The 15,626-nt window shown below is 36.4% G+C and carries 9 protein-coding genes; 5 read left to right on the top strand and 4 right to left on the bottom strand.

Features of this window, described 5'->3' with window-relative positions:
* Positions 1-37: 37 nt before the first annotated feature.
* Positions 38-1,594: a RagB/SusD family nutrient uptake outer membrane protein gene (locus tag P0077_RS14910; RefSeq protein ID WP_276166004.1), complete on the bottom strand. Its 1,557-nt coding sequence runs from the start codon at positions 1,592-1,594 to the stop codon at positions 38-40.
* Between the two features lie 10 nt (positions 1,595-1,604).
* Entirely contained in the window at positions 1,605-4,652 is a 3,048-nt protein-coding gene (locus P0077_RS14905; RefSeq protein WP_276166003.1) for a SusC/RagA family TonB-linked outer membrane protein, read from the bottom strand.
* A gap of 286 nt (positions 4,653-4,938) precedes the next feature.
* Here P0077_RS14905 and P0077_RS14900 point away from each other — a divergent pair, with 286 nt between their 5' ends.
* The 5 genes from P0077_RS14900 to P0077_RS14880 all read left to right on the top strand — a co-directional run bounded on the left by P0077_RS14900 (position 4,939) and on the right by P0077_RS14880 (position 13,018).
* Positions 4,939-9,051, top strand: a complete 4,113-nt coding sequence (locus P0077_RS14900; protein ID WP_276166002.1) for an ATP-binding protein — start codon at positions 4,939-4,941, stop codon at positions 9,049-9,051.
* A gap of 155 nt (positions 9,052-9,206) precedes the next feature.
* Positions 9,207-10,640, top strand: a complete 1,434-nt coding sequence (locus P0077_RS14895) for a sulfatase (protein WP_276169210.1) — start codon at positions 9,207-9,209, stop codon at positions 10,638-10,640.
* A gap of 244 nt (positions 10,641-10,884) precedes the next feature.
* The gene (locus P0077_RS14890; RefSeq protein ID WP_276166001.1) at positions 10,885-11,340 is read left to right on the top strand and encodes an alpha/beta fold hydrolase; all 456 of its coding nucleotides are present in this window, start codon (positions 10,885-10,887) and stop codon (positions 11,338-11,340) included.
* Positions 11,341-11,573: 233 nt separating this feature from the next.
* Entirely contained in the window at positions 11,574-12,131 is a 558-nt protein-coding gene (locus tag P0077_RS14885) for a Crp/Fnr family transcriptional regulator (RefSeq protein WP_276166000.1), read from the top strand.
* 77 nt (positions 12,132-12,208) lie between these two features.
* Positions 12,209-13,018 carry an SDR family oxidoreductase gene (locus P0077_RS14880; protein WP_276165999.1) on the top strand — a complete coding sequence of 270 codons (810 nt, stop codon included), beginning with the start codon at positions 12,209-12,211 and terminating at the stop codon, positions 13,016-13,018.
* Between the two features lie 195 nt (positions 13,019-13,213).
* Here the strand turns inward: P0077_RS14880 and P0077_RS14875 are convergent, their stop codons facing one another.
* Together P0077_RS14875 and P0077_RS14870 are read right to left on the bottom strand one after the other, a co-directional pair.
* Positions 13,214-14,374 (bottom strand): PAS domain S-box protein, encoded by a 1,161-nt coding sequence (locus tag P0077_RS14875; RefSeq protein ID WP_276165998.1) that lies wholly within the window; start codon positions 14,372-14,374, stop codon positions 13,214-13,216.
* Position 14,375: 1 nt separating this feature from the next.
* Positions 14,376-15,188 carry an alpha/beta fold hydrolase gene (locus P0077_RS14870; RefSeq protein ID WP_276165997.1) on the bottom strand — a complete coding sequence of 271 codons (813 nt, stop codon included), beginning with the start codon at positions 15,186-15,188 and terminating at the stop codon, positions 14,376-14,378.
* Positions 15,189-15,626 lie beyond the last annotated feature (438 nt).

Raw genomic sequence — 15,626 nt, 5'->3', positions numbered from 1 at the left:
CACCAGCGTGCTCCATGACATTTATAATTTCAGTTAATTATCTATATCCGTTATTGGTAGGGTCTGTATCCAATAAGGCAGGGTTTAACTCTAACTGGTTTTGAGGGATCGGCAATAACACATGGTAAGGTTGAATGTTTGCCCCAGGATTGTTCCATGCCCTATGCTGAACCGTTTTTACTTTATCTAATAAAATACCCCAACGAATCAAATCCATACGACGATGTCCCTCTGCACTCAATTCAAATTTTCTTTCTTCATACATAGCCTCCCTGAATACTTCTTTGGACAAACCGCTCCATGGTTGGTCTGGCTCAAAAGCTCTTTCCCTAACCTTATTCACATAAAAATATGCAGCTCCAGGACCGTTCAACTCGTTTTCTGCCTCAGCTGCCATTAAATACACATCTGCCAAACGAAAAACAATATAATTTTCTGGATGATTTTCACGTAGGGAATTCTCTTGATCTAAATTCCAATTTTTTCGGAAGTAAGGGAACGCTAGTTTCCATCCTAAATACTCAGTTACAATAGTTGCATCATATCTTAGATCACCATCTTGCCAGTTTTCTTGTAAAGCAAACTCCGGTAGTGGTACTGACCAACCGTAACCGGTCATATCCTCGCCTTGATCACGCAAAAGGCCTTGAAATATATCCACTTTTGTTCCAGATACCCCATTTACAATAGTATCATTATTTCTACCTGCGGGTTCGTCCCTAATACGTGGATTGTAGTCATCTGTTCTTGTGGTAAATAAGCCATTATAATCTGCCTCAAAATCTATTACAAAAATATATTCCTCATTATATTGATTGCTAGGATCAGACTGATTAAAAACATCGGCATAATTATCTAATAACCGGTGCGCTCCACCATCTATTACAACATCACACTCCGCTTTTGCCAAAGCCCATTCCTCATCAAAAAGATGGTATTTTGCCTTTAACGTTGCGGCAGCCCATTTACTGGCTCTACCTAAATCGTTACCTGAGTAAGAGCTAGGCAGTAAGTCAAACGCCTTTGCCAAATCGTCCTTCATGGCACTTCTTACCTCTTCTTTTGGAGTTCTTCCTAAAACCGACCTTTCCAATACAGGCAACTGCTCCGTATAAAAAGGTACATCTCCCCATAAATTGGTTAAGTGATAATACGCCAAAGCTCTTAGGAAAAGTAACTCCCCTAATCTGCTATCCATAGCTTCTTTAGATAAATTTTCATTACCCTCAATATTTGAGATAAATTCTGTTGTATTATTAACCACTTTATACAACTGTATCCAAGTTCCGTTACCATCTGCTGTTCCTTCCTGAATTAGGTAATTATGAATAGAGCCGTTCACATCTCTATTGGCGGCTTGTATATCTGCACCGCTCGTGTAATAATTATCTAACCCGCGTTGTCTGTACACATTATTATCATGAAATAACCTATACACACCATTTACAGCCAATTCTGCTTCTTTGTCATTTGTAAAAAAGGCATCAGGTGTAATTTGATTTCTTAAATCCTCTTCCAGGAAATCATCACATGAGCTCAAAACAAGAAAGCCCACAAGTAGTATTAAAAATTTACTCATTATATTAGTTTTCATATCTGATTTTTTAAAATTCTACTTTTACACCTAATGTTATTGATTTCGCATACGGATATTGACCAGATGCAAAACCTTGGGAAACAGAGTTAAGACCGCTTCCATCGCTAAAATTATTTACCTCAGGATCACCCAAAGTAAAGTCTGTAAAAAGTAAAAGATTTGTTCCGGTAACATAAACGTTCAATGAACTGAACACATCACTAAGCCCCCCTGATTCTAAAGGCACATTGTAATTTAATGATAGGGTTTTTAACCTTAGGTAAGAACCATCTTCAATATTTAAACTACTATTTGGGTTAAACAAGCTGTTAGATGGCCCCGCTCTTGGAATATCTGAGGTTTCATTAACTCCAGCAATCCAGCGATCCAAAACAATAGGATCAACATTTTGTTCGCCTCTACCGAAATAGGCTGTCTGCGTTCTGACATTATAAATTTCGGCACCATAGCTACCATGAAAAAACATGTCTAGCGTAAGGTCTTTGTATTTAAATGTATTTCTAATACCGCCATAAAAATCTGGTATAGGACTACCTAACACTACAAAATCTTCATCATTAATGTTGGAGTCTCCGTTAAGATCCTCATATCTAGGTCCACCAATAAAAGAACGTCCCTCTCTACCATCAGCAATAATTTCATCTGCACTCTTGTACGTACCTAAATATGTAGCTCCAACAAAAGTTGGTAATGCTTCTCCAACAATTAATCGTGCTGAATTTCCTCCTTGATTTCCCGTAGATTGCAAAGATATATACTCTTGACCATCCAACTCTAATATTTCACTCTTGTTAGATGATACGCTCAGATTTGTTTCCCATGAAAAATTATCGGTCTCTACATTAACCGTATTCAACCCTATTTCAAAACCACTATTTCGTACAGAACCCAAATTCTGTAACTGGGTGGTTGAATTTGCTCCTACTTGACCAGATAATGCAACGGCCAACAACAAGTCTTCCGTGGTCTTCTTATAATAATCGGCTTCAAAACTTATCCTATTATTTAAAAAACCTAATTCAATACCTAAATCTAGCTGCTTAGTGGTTTCCCAGCTTAAACCACTACTAGGCACATCACCTACTACCACACCGTTCACCAAAGAACCGTTAAAGACGGTAGTTGTGTTATTATAAGTTGCTAAAGAATTGTAGGCAACAACACCTTGCTCCCCTACAATACCGTAACTACCTCTAAGTTTGAATCTATCGATAACCTCAGAATCTACCATAAAGCTCTCCTCATCCACATTCCAAGCCGCACCGATAGAGGGGAAAAAAGCATATTTATTACCGGTTTCGAAAACAGAAGATCCATCATACCTACCTACCAAAGTAAGTAAGTATTTACTTTTATAGCCATAGTTAACACGACCTAAAAACGAACTTAAGGTACGTTGACTATAACCCGAACCTACCACTGCAGTTGAAGCATCACCTAACGCCAAGTTATTAAATAGTACTACATCATTAGGAAACTGGTCTGCTTCTGAAAATGTACTTTCGTTATTGTCTTTCTGCCAAGTAAAACCACCTAGTACTTTTATGGAGTGGTCTTCTAAATCTAAATCATAATTAAGTGTATTTTCATTCAATATACTTTTAGAAAAATTGGTGTTGATTCTACCATAACCTCCATTTACTCTTTCAGGAAGAATACCTGGTAAATAGTTGTTTTGTTTTGTATAATTTAATTGAGCACCAAATGTAGATTTAAAAGAAAGGTTTTTTGCCAATTCATATTCTACATAAGCGTTAGTTATAATTTGGGTTACCAAATCGTGATCTACGCGCAACTGTATATCGGCCTCAGGGTTACGTTCCAAGCCTGCACTTATTGGATTTTCGAACGAAAAACTTCCATCTTCCAAATAAACTGGTCGTGTAGGAAGCACGCTAGAAACGATGTTCCCGTAGTTTACTTTGTTGTTCTCTATCTTGTAATGGGTAATATTTGCTCTAATACCTGTTTTAAACCTATCCGAAACCCGAACATCAAGATTAGTTCTAAAGTTTACCCTATCTAGGCCGGATCCTCTAAGAACACCGTTTTGACTAAAATAATTCCCTGAAATAAAATAGTTCGCATTTTCAGAGTTCCCCGTAACGGATACATCTGTATTGGAAATTGAACCTGGTTGCTCTACTAAATCCAACCAATCCGTAGTGGTTGTATTATCCGGATCTAAGACCAATGGTAAAGTAGTATCCGTAAATCCAAAACCATCTGGTCCGGGAACAAATTGATACGACTCATTTTTATAATCTACGAAATCTTGGCCGCCCAAAATATCTATGCGGTTAGCCGTTTCTTGCATGCTTTGGTAATGATTAATAGTAACCTTGGGTTTCCCTGGCGCCATACCTTTACCATTTTTAGTAGTAATTAAAATTACCCCAGACGCACCCCTTGTACCATATATAGAAAGGGCTGTTGCATCTTTTAATATTTCAATGGATGCAATATCGTTTACGTTTATTGTATTAAGGTTAAAACCTGTTCCCGCAATGAAACCGTCAATAACATATAACGGGTCATTATTTCCGTTGATAGAACTATTACCCCTAATACGAATAGTAGAACCAGAACCTGGTGTACCGTTATTTGAAGTAACCTCTACCCCAGTAGCACGCCCTTGCAACGCTTGATCTACTCTAGCTACAGGTTGGTTTTCTAGAACATCTGATTTAACAGAAGATACAGAAGACACTAAATCTTTTTTGGTAGATGTACCATATCCAATTACGACCACTTCGTCCAACAATGCTACGTCTTCTTGTAGCACGGTGTTTATAGTAGTTTCGTTCCCTACTTGAACGCTTTTGGCTACAAACCCTAAATAACTAAATTCTAAAGTAGCACCTTCAGATGCTTCAATAGAATAGTTTCCGTCAAAATCGGCTACGGTGCCTACCGTAGTTCCTTTTACTAAAACATTCACACCCGGTAGCGGTTGGCCAGACTCATCCGTAATAGTTCCTGTCAAATTTTGTTGTGCCTGTAGAGACACCATACTACCAAATAGCAGTAGCAATAACAATCTTTTTAATTTCATAGTGGTTTAATGTTAGTTACAATTAGTAGCCTTAAGTTGAGTTGTTGAAGGCCTATGGTAAATATATTGCAGGGTTTGATCGTGAATGTCTCATAATGGTACACTTATGTTGCATATTGCCATTTTATGGGCTTTAAGAGATCTTTTTGCAACATATATACCCTATATTTAGTACATCTTTTAACCTTCTTTTAACTTGTTGATATTGGAATAAGCATATTGGCCCTTAGAAAAAAACTATAAAACCCTATTTGAAACTTAGTAACCCTACCAACCAATACTCTTTATGAAACAAATTCTCCCCCTTTTCCTTTTTGTTTGTTGTTGGGTTACCGGTAATGCCCAAAACATTCCAGCCTATTTTCATGCACTACATATAGACGATAGTCGTTTTAACAAAAAGACAAACGTGGTCTTTGAAGATCACTTGGGCTATTTATGGTTTGGGACGGATAGTGGCCTATATAGGTACGACGGCCACGCTCTAGTGGAAAACCAATACGATGTTTTTGATGAGACATCCATTCCTAACAACAGCATAAATTCTATTATAGAGGATAACTATGGGAATTTATGGATTGGAAGTGAAAGTTATTTAATATGGTACCATAGAAGTACCAATAGCTTTAAAGGGTTTTATAAAAACAACACCACTGTTATCCTAGGAAAATCAAAAGATGGTACAGTCTGGGCAAATTTAAGGAATACCGGTATTGTCAAAATCACACCTAAGGATACACTTCCCGATATTAAATTTCAAACAGAACTAAATTATCAGCAAAAGAATAGCATATGGGCCAGTAACAACGTAATAAACTACTATGCCGAAGATATTTTTGGTAGAAGTTGGTTTGCAACGCCCAAAGGAATACTGGCGTTGAACAAGGAGGAGCAACTTATAGATACCGGATTTCCTAAGAACACCTCTTTTCTCATACCCGCAGAAAATAATACCTTTTTGGCAACTACAGATGCAGGTATGTTCCTTTTGGAATACAGAAAAGAGGAGTTTAAGCTCAAGATAGTGGAAAAAATAATAGGTTTTAAAGAAACTCCAGAACCCATGGAGTTTACTTCTATCTCAAGAGACCAAGAATCCGGTATAATATGGGTGAGTACTCAATCCGGTCTCTACAAGGGGCAAAGAGTGGCTAATTCCTATATTTTCAACTTTGTGGAAGAAGAGCAACAAACAAATAAAAATCCTTACGAAAACAGCATCAATTCATCCATTATAGATAAGTACAATAACTTATGGATTACTACCAACAAGGGTATTAAGAAACATATTGATAGAAATTCAATTTTCTCATACACAACCCTTGGCAAAAACTTGAACAACCGCTTCACCCAAGACCTATTAATGTTCGGAAACAACCAATTATTGGTAACGTTGGACAGAGACGGGCTATATAGTTTTGATGTAAATAACGATACCAAGAAATTATTAACGCACGCCAATCAAAATTACAGCGTTATCAAGAAAGATTTTTCTCAAAAGGAAATACTCTATGGCACCGGAAATCATCTATTGCTTTCCACAAATTATAGTACCGACAACAAAAATGTACAATTTGACACCTTAAAAAAATACCACTACAACGTACGCGATGTCATTGCCCTAAACCCAACTGAAATCTGGGTAGGACTTTGGGGAGGAGGTATACACATCATTAATCCAGACGATTCAGTAAACACTTTTAAAAAGAAAGCGGTTTCTACCCTTTTTGGAAAAAATGTTTCGGTCATGCATTTGGATCGGAATCACAATTTATGGATCGGAACGCGTGGTGATGGTTTATTTAAGATAAACCTAATTGAAGAGGAAATAGATATATTTAATCCTTCTGTAGAGAATGGTCTAAGTTCAAATGCCATTTTATGCCTACTTGAGGACGAACAAGGCAATATGTGGATAGGCACCAGAGGTGGCGGCCTAAATTTTTACAACACCAAAGATCACACCATTACCAGCTATGGTAAAACCGAAGGTTTGGTATCTACAACCGTTGCGAGTATTGCTAAAGATAAATCCCAGAACTTATGGTTGAGTACAAGAGACGGTATTTCACGATTTGATGTAAAAGAAAAAAAGTTCGTGAATTTTGGAATTGAAGATGGTGTAACCGAGAGTCATTTTATATTCAATTCATCTGCTGTTGCTGAAACTGGAGAAATTTATTTTGGTTGTCCAGAAGGTTTTTTTACGGTCAGCCCAAAAAATTATAAAAAGGAATTATTGGTACCCAATACTATTATTACCAACTATACCATATTTGGAGACTTCAACAAATCTAACACCGTAAACAAGAAAAGCCATTCAAAAAAGTTTCTCAACACCACAGATAGTCTACGATTGGAGCATAACAGAAACAACATTGCATTTGAGTTCTCTACCTTAGATTTTACGGCCCCCAATAAAAATGAATTTGCCTATATGTTAGAAGGCATAAACGATTTTTGGCACTACACCAAAGCCTCTAACAGAAATGCAAATTATAATGATTTACCTCCCGGAAACTACACATTTAAGGTCAAAAGCTCTAATAGTGACGGGGTATGGAACGAGAAACCTGCAACTTTCAATTTTACAATTAGTCCGCCTTACTGGAAAAGTACCCTAGCCTACCTACTCTACTTTCTTTTATTAATTATTTCTATCTACACAACAGGGTTGGTTATCAGAAGGTGGTATAAACTAAAAAAGAAATTGGTAGCGGAAACCGTAAGCAGAGAAAAAGACAATGAAATGAACCGTATGAAAATGGTATTTTTCACAGACATTTCTCATGAATTGCGTACACCCCTAGCCCTAATATTAGGTACCATAGAAAAGGTAGTTAAAGAAAAGAAGTTTACGTTAAGCCCCATTACATCACAAAGAATTTACAACAATACATTACGAATGCACCGGCTTATAAACCAGCTAATGGACATTCGCAAGTTTGATGAAGGCAAACTAAAATTACAGATTTCAAAAAATAATATTGTTAACGATATTGAAATCATAAAAAATGCATTCAATGACTTTGCCAAGATTTATGAAATAGATTACCTATTTACTACTGAAGAAAGTAAAATTATAGGGTGGTATGATGTAGATATTTTAGAAAAAATACTGTTTAATCTTCTCTCCAATGCATTCAAATACACGCCAAAAAAAGGAACGATAAAAGTTTCATTGAGTCTGGCATCAAAAAAGGAGAAAAGCCATTTTGGCAAACAATTTATACTGGCCCCCCATATAAAATGTAGTGTACGGGATAATGGCATAGGCATACCCAAAGAGGATATTGACCAAATTTTTGACCGTTACTATCAGGCAACTAAAAAATACAGTAACCAAATACCCGGAACAGGAATAGGAATGGAACTGGTACAAAAGCTTATAGAAAGACACCACGGTACTATACAAGTAGAAAGTGAGGAAAATGCCTTTACGGAATTTACCTTCTATCTGCCTATCAACAAAACCAGATATCATAAAAAAGAACGTATTAACAGGGGCACACCTCTCACCAAAAACTTTATTAAGAATTCAGAATTTCAGGTAATAGAAGAAATTTCTTCAGAATTTGATGCTCAGCCTGAGAAAACCAACACCTCTAAACCCAAGGTTTTGCTAGTAGAAGATAATGAGGACCTAAGGTTTATGGTGAAAGAGGAATTAAAAAGCGACTTTAATATAATTGAAGCTTGCAATGGCAAAGAAGGATACAACACCTGTTTAACCCAAAGTCCTGATTTAATTATTTGTGATATCCTTATGCCCATAGAAGATGGAATCTCTATGTTACAAAAAGTTAAAAACAATCCGGAGATTAAAACCATTCCCATTTTTATGCTGACGGCTAAAAATTCCGAAGAAACAAAAATAGAGTGTCTTAGTCTAGGTGCCGATGATTATATAGAAAAGCCGTTTAGTCTAGAGTTTGTAAAATGGAAGGTTAAGAACACTTTTAGCAGAAGAGAAGGTCTTAGGAATAAATACAGTAAAATTATTACACCCGAGCCATCAGAAATAAAAATAGACTCGAACGATGAAAAGTTTATCAGGAAGCTAATTGTCATTGTAGAATCAGCTATAGATGACAAAAATCTTAATGTTGAATTTCTGGCAGCAGAAGCAGGAATGAGTAGGGCCAATCTATACCGGAAGCTACAAGCCATAAATAACGATACTCCGGTAAATTTCATCAAACGAATACGGCTGAAACGTGCTGCTCAATTATTAAAGAACAACAATGTATATATTTCCGAAGTAGCTTACATGACAGGCTTTAGTAATCAGAAATATTTTAGTAAGTGCTTTAGTAAAGAATATAATATGAGCCCTACCGAATACGCAAAGCAATTACATAAAGAAACCCGCACAAACGTGGGAATACAAAACGAGTAACACCAACTTTTTACAAAGGTTAGACATTATTGCCCCCTATATGAATCATTAGAACCCTTACTCATTTACAAAAATGAAATATTTTCACAGTTTTGTAGTCCTATGACCCTGTTCATAAAAGGGACAACCTTAGTTTGATTCGATTAGATACCCATATGAACCTTTCCGTTAGCCACAACCTACTCAGAAAATCACTACTACTATTTTTCATATACATATTTCAAAGCTGTAAACCTGCTAAAACCGACTACCCAAAGGATACAAAACCAAACATAGTTCTAATTAACATAGATGATCTTGGGTATAAGGACGTTGGCTTTATGGGAAGCCAATATTATGAAACACCAAATTTAGACGCACTGGCTGCAGAAGGTATGGTGTTCTATAATGCATATGCCGGGGCTGCAAATTGCGCTCCTAGCAGAGCGTGTTTAATATCTGGTCTAAATACACCCAGACATGGAGTCTATACGGTCAGTCCTTCTGACAGGGGCAACGTAAAAACTAGAAAGCTCGTTCCTATAAAAAACACCGACCATTTAAACGATACTATTTATACGTTACCGGAAATGCTAAAATCAGCAGGTTATGTTACCGGTAGTTTTGGCAAATGGCATGTAGGGCATAATCCCAGCACTCAAGGAATTGATATTAACGTAGGCGGAAGCGCAAAGGGCAACCCCGGCAAAGGAGGTTATTTCTCTCCGTACAAAGTAGACCATATAACCAATGGAGAGAAGGGAGAATACTTAACGGATAGACTCACTAATGAAGCCATTGAGTACATAGAGAAATACAAAGACACCACTTTTTTTCTATATATGCCGTATTACACGGTACATACCCCAATAATGGGGAAAGAATCACTTGTTACCAAGTTTAAAGCGAAAAAAAGTAGTAATGGACAAAACAGACCTGATTATGCTGCAATGGTTTATGCTATGGACCAGAATGTGGGTAAATTATTAGATGTACTAAAATCGCATGGTTTGGAACAAAATACGCTTGTTATTTTCACTTCGGACAATGGCGGCATTAGAGCTATATCCGAACAAACACCTTTAAGGGCAGGAAAAGGCTCGTACTACGAAGGTGGTATTCGTGTTCCCTTGATCATAAAATGGCCGGAGAAAATCAAGCCCAAATCTACTTCAGTCCATATAATCAGCAACTTAGACATTTATCCTACGCTACAAAATATTGTTGAACCAAAGATTAAAGCAGGAGCTCTTGATGGCATTGACCTTATCCCCATATTAGTAAAAAATGATTCGGTTAAGCGCAATCTTTATTTTCATTTTCCTATATATCTTCAGAAATACAACGAGTTGAAAGACCAAGGCAGGGACCCACTCTTCAGAACTCGTCCTGGATCCGTCATAATTTCAGGAGACTGGAAACTTCATGAATATTTTGAGGACAGCGTTTTGGAGCTATATCATTTAAGTTCCGATATAGGTGAAAAAATCAACTTGGCACAACAAAACCCTAAAAAAGTAGAACAACTGTACGAAGACTTAAAGAAATGGCGCGAACGCACCAAAGCACCTGTACCATTTGAAAAAAACAAAGATTATATTCAAAATTAAGGTTATATCATAAGGAGATATCAATCTTAAAAGTCTCGTGTAGATTGCCCCTTCACTACCCTTGTTATCCCCTATCGCACATAGCTAAAATTCCTCAAATGCCTTGCACTTGGATATCTTTAAGATATCCCGAAAATGTAATTGGATTGCACTTAAACTATATTTCCGGCTCTTATAAGCCGAATTTAAAAGACGGAGAGCAGTTAACTGAAGAAGTTATAGCATATCAAAAATTTGCAATGGAATGGCTTCAAAAGAAGGTGCCTATTCCTATATTCAAAGTACAAAACCGTTGACTTTGCCCTACAGATTAAATGATTCGCCGGTAGGATTATGTACTTGGATTATTGAAAAGTTTAATTCGTGGAGTGATAACAATGGAGAAATGAATTCTGTTTTTACAAAGGACGAATTACCTGCAAACGCAACACTTTATTGGATTACTCAAACAATTCACTCGTCAATCCGAATGTATAACGAAAATAGTAAAAACCTTTTCCGATTTGGTGAAAACGATGATATAAAAGTTTCTGTTGGATTTGCTAAATTCCCAAAAGAATTACCCACGCCACCACGTTCATACATTGAAAAAGGTTTCAATATAACTCATTGGACTGAAATGGAATCTGGCGGACATTTTGCAGCAATGGAGCAACCAGATTTATTAGCAAAAGATATAAAAGAATTTTTAAACATTTAGCTCTTTAGAAAAAACGGCAGTTAACATGGTATAAAAATTATTGATTGGTTCTCAGTTACTTGTAGAATTCTACGGATTTTCGTCTGGTTCATTCCATTTTTAGTAAGTTAGTTGCTTCCATACGCAATCCTTACACATTAACGTTGCCAGCAAGACAAAATGACACTTAAGCTGAAAAAAATCCTTTTACCAAATGGTAAATAATACAGAAAGACTATTGTTAATTTTGTATAATGAACGAATTTATAGCATACATTCTTCAGTTTGGTAATTTAAACCAACAACAAATAAAGCTTGTCACAAGTAAAGCAAAAGAAATACAACTTAACAAAGATGACTATTTTGCTGAAGCAGGAAAAGTTTTAAGGCAAGTCGGTTTTATTATTGACGGCATTCTACGTATCTGCTATTACAACAATAAAGGAGAGGAAATCACCAAAATTTTTATTGAAGAAAAGCACTTGCTTTATAATCTGAAAAATGTACCCTCTACGGAATACATACAGGCTGCAACAGACTGTAAACTACTTGTGTTTTCCAATTCCGATTGGAAAGAAATTTCAGACACTATAATGGATTGGGAAAATATTATCCAAAAAATCACCAACAAATCACTTGCTCAAAAATTGGAAAGAGTTAGTCCACTCATTTCACAGGATGCTACTACACGCTATTTGGAATTTATGAGAAAATATCCAACACTTCTCAATCGAATTCCTTTGTCATACATTGCTTCGTATTTGGGAATCACACAACAATCCTTGAGCAGAATAAGAAAAAATATTCGCTAAATTGCTTTTTACCAAATGGTAAACAGGTTCTTTTTTTAAGTCTGCATTTTTGCCATATCAATTTTATAATTAAAAAAATGAGCAAATCAATTTTCATCACAGGAACTTCGTCAGGATTGGGAAAAGCGACCGCCAAATTGTTCGCCTCAAAAGGTTGGACCGTAATTGCTACAATGCGAAAGCCCGAAAAAGAAACAGAACTTACACAGTTGCCAAACGTACATCTCTTAAAATTAGATATAACCAATAAAAAGCAAATTACTGAAGTGGCTGAAAAAGCAGAAAGCATAAGCCCAATAAACGTACTAATCAACAATGCGGCGTATGGACTTATGGGTGCTTTTGAAGGAACTACCGACGAACAATTAGAACAACAAATCAACACCAATTTTTTAGGGACAATACTTGTTACCAAGGCACTGCTTCCCTATTTCAGAGCAAGAAAAAGCGGAACAATTCTTACGGTAACATCTTCAACAGCGAATATTCCCTATCCGTTTGTATCAGTTTATGCAGGCACAAAGTCGGCATTAGAAACGTGGACAGAAGCAATGAGTTATGAACTAAATCAATTTGGAATAAATATCAAAACGGTCGTGCCAGCCTATATGCAAACCAATTTTGGAAGTAATGCACAAATGGTTTCTCATCAAGATTACCAAGTAGTTTTCAATAAATACATTACAGCAATGAAAGCTGACTCTTCAACAAAACGAGACTTGCCCGAAGACATCGCTAACGTTGTTTACCAAGCAATTACAGATGATAAAAAACAATTACATTATACCGCAGGTAACCTTTCGACAACAGAATATGAATGGTTGAAAAAAGACGGAATAGAAAAAGTAATGGACACAATGAACAAACGATTTTTTGAGCACGAATAATGACGTGAGAAAGCTTAGCTGCTAACAAAGGCTGAGCTAAAAACAACTGTTATCTTGTTATTTATGCTACCATAAAAACAATCTTTGGAGCTTTTGCTGCCCAGTTTAATAAAAACTAACAAGATGGTCTTTTAGTCTACCTAGCTCGCTTTTACGTGTACATTAATTATAAGATACTTCCTTATTACTTTTCTTCTAAAGAGATACATAGGGAAGTACTATCTCTATACTAATTTTTCCGGGACCTAGGATTTCCAAGTTAAACGAGCCTCCATGTAGAGATGTTATTTTCTCACAGAAAGCGTTATCCAAGCTAACACCTAATAGGCGATGGCCACCACCCCTATCCATCATCCTTAAGGCATCCCCATTTTGTACTTCGGGATCTGCCATAAGCCTAATTATCAATTCCTTTCTGTTAGCGGAACTTGGTACGTCTTCAATTGCCTCTACTGTCGAAGCTACAGATGCTATATTCACGGACTTCACTCCATACGGACCTATTAGCCGGCCAATGAGATTAAACAATTCCGTAAATAATACATTTACCTTATTCTCATCTCCATAAAGCGAATTAATTTCCAAATCATAATTAAAACCATATTGAGATAAGGTGCTATGTTTCTTTGTCAATTCTATAACACCCACCAAATCTAGATGAGCCTTCCTTAATGGATAATATTCAAGCTCACTAAATAGCTGTAGCCGTTTGGTCAATGAGTGTCCCTCGTTTGCTATATCTATAATCCTATTCAGGTTGCGCTGTATAACTTCCCCACTGATTTCACCCGTAGGTTTTGAGAGGGTTTTACTGGCAAAAAGCTGAATTTTCCGTAGAGGTTCTTGCAAATCGTGAGAAATCATTTTGTTCAGTATACGCAATTCTTTATTGGTTGTCCTTTCCTCTTGTAATTGGTTTTCAAGTTCCTTTTGAACCTTACCAAGTTCTTTTTGAGCCAACATTAATTCCTTGTTTTTCAACAAGGCGGTTTCCGCTGCATTTTTAGCTTCAATAAGCCCACTCTCGAAATCACTTCTCTTATTTAGGAATAGTCCCGTGATAAGGATGCCACTAGCATCCATTGACATATTAAAAAGAAAAGGATGTTTAGTTCCGTCTTTTCCTGCAAGACTTAACACTATTTCATGAACTATATTCTTCCCCACTAGAATGGGGTAAAAATGAGTTTTATAAAGGATTCTACTACCTGGGCTTAAAAGTGAATTGATGCTGTTATTCTTCAGTTCTTCCAGTTTATAGCCTAATTTTTTAAGTATATATGGGTTTACATTAACTATTGTTTCCTTAAGATTTAAGCAAATTACCCCGGATGGCAACAAATCAAAGTCTGGCATTTTATCCAAGGAATTTTTCAGTAAAAAGTTCATTCTTCAGAACATCAATAGTCTCTTGCGGATGACTCATATGGGGGCAATGGCCCGATGCCTCCATATAGGCAATTTTACTGTTGGGCAAGTTATCCTTCACAAATTGACCCACTCTCTCATTTGCTATATCGTCTTCCGCGCATTGAATTATAAGGCAAGGAATATCCACTTTTTTCAAGTCCTGTCTATTGTCAGAAAAAAAAGTTACCCTAGCAAAATTCTTTGTGATGCTTTTGTCCATAGAGCAAAAGCTTTCGGCCAATTCCTGAGATAGGTGTGACCTTTCTTGGTTTTTCATGACTACCGGTGCCAGATAATTTGCCCATTCAATATAATTCGAATCAAGCATTTCCAATAAATCTTCCAATTCGTTTTTTTCAAATCCACCGTAATAATCATCCATATTCAAATAGCAACTGGATGGACAGATCATTACCATTGACTGAAAAATTTGTGGCCTTTCAATATAGGCCAACACTCCAATCATTGAACTTACAGAATGACCAATAAATATGGACTGTTCAATATTAAGTTCCTCACAAATTTCAATAATATCTTGGGCATACCCGGATAAAGTGCCATATCGATTATCATCATAAGAAGTAACATCAGATTTCCCACATCCTACATAATCAAAAACCAAAACTCTAAAATGTTTTTCTAGAAAGGGTATAACATAGCGCCACATTGCTTGGTCACACCCAAAACCGTGGGCAAGAATAATGGTTCGGTCTCCATTACCGAACAATCGTACATTATTTCTGATGCTTATGGAAGACAACTTATTGGGGATGTTTAGTAAGTCGCAAGTTAGACAAATAAAATTGATTTTTTCAAGGGTTGAAAGTAATCGATAGAATTAACATCCGCGTCGCTTAGCTTATATGAAAATTACTATTTATTACTTCTCATCTAACACATTTTTACTTTATGAACATGTTACAGATTTGCTCCCTAAAAATAAAAATACTGCGCTAAACATGACCGGTTGCTTAGTTTACTCGCAACGTCTTTTTTTGGTAAACACCAAAATACGCAATAAATGAAGTCCTACGCAACGCGAGAAAGCCATACTAAAGTATGAGCTTTTATTCCCCCTTTATTTACCACCATAATCCAATAGGGTTATCAATTATCCCTTTATAGACACCTTTCTTGGTTGTAGACATCTAATTTTAATCTTATTAGTACAAAGCACCTTTTATGATGCAAAAAATTT

Origin of the sequence: Zobellia alginiliquefaciens (genome assembly GCF_029323795.1) — a bacterium.
Lineage (GTDB): Bacteria > Bacteroidota > Bacteroidia > Flavobacteriales > Flavobacteriaceae > Zobellia > Zobellia alginiliquefaciens.
The sequence above is the reverse complement of the archived record's forward strand: the minus strand, read 5'-3'. Positions and strand labels throughout refer to the sequence as shown.

Bases quoted from the DNA above. Each gene is read 5' to 3' on its own strand.
- P0077_RS14875 (WP_276165998.1), bottom strand. From the start codon at position 14,374: ATGCCAGACTTTGATTTGTTGCCATCCGGGGTAATTTGCTTAAATCTT.
- P0077_RS14900 (WP_276166002.1), top strand. From the start codon at position 4,939: ATGAAACAAATTCTCCCCCTTTTCCTTTTTGTTTGTTGTTGGGTTACC.
- P0077_RS14905 (WP_276166003.1), bottom strand. From the start codon at position 4,652: ATGAAATTAAAAAGATTGTTATTGCTACTGCTATTTGGTAGTATGGTG.
- P0077_RS14890 (WP_276166001.1), top strand. From the start codon at position 10,885: ATGGCTTCAAAAGAAGGTGCCTATTCCTATATTCAAAGTACAAAACCG.
- P0077_RS14880 (WP_276165999.1), top strand. From the start codon at position 12,209: ATGAGCAAATCAATTTTCATCACAGGAACTTCGTCAGGATTGGGAAAA.
- P0077_RS14910 (WP_276166004.1), bottom strand. From the start codon at position 1,594: ATGAAAACTAATATAATGAGTAAATTTTTAATACTACTTGTGGGCTTT.
- P0077_RS14885 (WP_276166000.1), top strand. From the start codon at position 11,574: ATGAACGAATTTATAGCATACATTCTTCAGTTTGGTAATTTAAACCAA.
- P0077_RS14895 (WP_276169210.1), top strand. From the start codon at position 9,207: ATGAACCTTTCCGTTAGCCACAACCTACTCAGAAAATCACTACTACTA.